General features: G+C 72.8%; 3 protein-coding genes. 2 read left to right on the top strand and 1 reads right to left on the bottom strand.

Features of this window, described 5'->3' with window-relative positions:
• On the bottom strand, nt 1-656 hold a 656-nt coding region (locus tag ABZ281_RS47470; RefSeq protein ID WP_356664843.1), incomplete at its 3' end, for a PHP domain-containing protein.
• Nucleotides 657-781: 125 nt separating this feature from the next.
• Here ABZ281_RS47470 and ABZ281_RS47465 point away from each other — a divergent pair.
• Together ABZ281_RS47465 and ABZ281_RS47460 are read left to right on the top strand one after the other, a co-directional pair.
• Complete coding sequence (locus tag ABZ281_RS47465) at nt 782-1,591, top strand: SDR family oxidoreductase (protein ID WP_356664841.1); 810 nt, start codon at nt 782-784, stop codon at nt 1,589-1,591.
• Nucleotides 1,592-1,657: 66 nt separating this feature from the next.
• Complete coding sequence (locus ABZ281_RS47460; protein ID WP_161366707.1) at nt 1,658-1,894, top strand: hypothetical protein; 237 nt, start codon at nt 1,658-1,660, stop codon at nt 1,892-1,894.
• Nucleotides 1,895-1,984: the final 90 nt, after the last annotated feature.

The raw sequence follows: 1,984 nt of genomic DNA, 5'->3' as shown, positions 1-1,984 counted from the left end.
GCCACCATCCGCCGGGTCATCGACCGGGCGTCCATGCGCAGCTTGGAGTGCACCGACACCACCACCACGTCGAGCAGGTCCAGCAGCTCCGGCTCCTGGTCGAGGGTGCCGTCCTCGAGGATGTCGCACTCGATGCCGGTCAGCAGCCGGAAGGGCGCCCAGCTCTCGTTCAGCCCGGCCACCACGTCCAGCTGCTCCCGCAGCCGTTCGGGCGACAGCCCGCGGGCCACCGTCAGCCGCGGCGAGTGGTCGGTCAGCGCCGCCCACGCGTGGCCCAGCTCCGCGGCGGCGCGGCCCATCTCCTCGATCGGACTGCCACCGTCGGACCAGTCGGAGTGCAGATGGCAGTCCCCGCGCAGCAGCGCCCGCAGCTTCTCCCCGCCCCGCACGGCCGGCTGCTCGTGCGCCTCGCGCTCCAGCTTGTCCAGATAGCCGGGGACCTCGCCGGCGAGCGCCTCCCGCGCCACCTGCGCCGTCTTCGGACCGACCCCCTTGAGCTGCTCCAACGACCCGTCCGCCGCCCGCCGGCGCACCTCGTCCCCGCCCAGGTCCTTCAGCACGCGAGCCGCCGTACGGAAGGCGCGCACACGATAGGTCGGTGCCAGGGACCGCTCCAGCAGGAAGGCGATCCGGTCCAGTACCTCGACGGGGTCCATCGCCACCTCCACCTCAAGGGTTCCCCAGCACCCGGGACGCCGCACCCGACGGGCGCGCGGTTTGCCGGTTGTCCCCCCGGGTACTGCAATGCCTCGTCCCGGCCCCGTCGAGGAGGAGGCTCGTCATGTCCGCCCCCAGCGAGTCACCCGGCAAGGCCGCCGTGATCACCGGCGCCGACTCCGGCATCGGCCGCGCCACCGCCGTACGCCTGGCGCAGGCGGGCATGGACGTCGGCATCACCTATCACAGCGACCGCAAGGGTGCGGAGGAGACGGCCGGCGAGGTGCGCTCGCACGGGCGGCGGGCCGAGGTCGCCCGGATGGACCTCACCCGGCTGCCCGACGCCGCCGACACCGTCGACGACCTGTGCGAGCGGCTCGGCCGCATCGACGTGCTGGTCAACAACGCCGGGACCGGCACCATGACGCCCTTCCTCGACCTGGAGCCGTCCGACGTGCGCGAGGTCCTGGACGTGGATCTCGTCGGGCCGTTCCTGTGCGGGCAGAAGGCGGCCCGGCACATGATCGCGCACGGCGAGGGGGGCCGGATCGTCAACGTCACGTCGGTCCACGAACACCAGCCGCGGGTGGGCGCCGCCCCCTACTGCGCCGCCAAGGGCGGTCTCGGCCTGCTCACCCAGGTCATGGCGCTCGAACTGGCCGAGCACCGCATCACCGTCAACGCCGTCGCCCCGGGCGAGATCTCCACGCCCATGACCGGGCAGGAGGACACCGACCCGCACACCGAGAGCCGCCCGGGCATCCCGCTCGGCCGGCCCGGCGACGCCCGCGAGGTCGCCGCCGTCATCGCCTTCCTCGCCGGCCCGGACGCCTCGTACGTCACCGGCGCGTCCTGGAGTGTCGACGGCGGCATGCTCCGGATGGGCCCGCAGGCCGGTTCACATCTGACCGGCCACGACTGGCGCCGCCCCTGAGCGGCGGAGCGGTCCGGCGGGCGCCCTGAACCCGCGCCGTCGCCGGTTGCGTTCTACGCTCGATGCATGACCGAAAGCGCGAGCCCGTACATGTCCCACCCGCGGATCCTGGTGCTCGGGGTGCAGCCGGGCACACCGCCGTTCCGGATCGTGCAGATCGACGGCCAGGTGGTCGGGGAGGCCCGGGCCGTCACTGACGTGCTGGCCGCCGCGGCCGCGTTCGGGATCACCGTGCACGACATGGACGATCCGGACGTGGTCCGCTGGGTCGGCGGCGACAAGTTCACCTGGACCGTGCACTAGTAGATTGTCGCTGCTAAGTGTGGCTGTGATTGGTGGAGTTGACGGTCGGGCAGCCTCCCCTCGTCGCTTTCACTTCGGCCGGGCGGGGGT

It is taken from the genome of Streptomyces sp. NPDC006265 (assembly GCF_040613555.1).
GTDB lineage: Bacteria > Actinomycetota > Actinomycetes > Streptomycetales > Streptomycetaceae > Streptomyces.
This window is presented reverse-complemented; position numbering and strand designations above follow the sequence as displayed.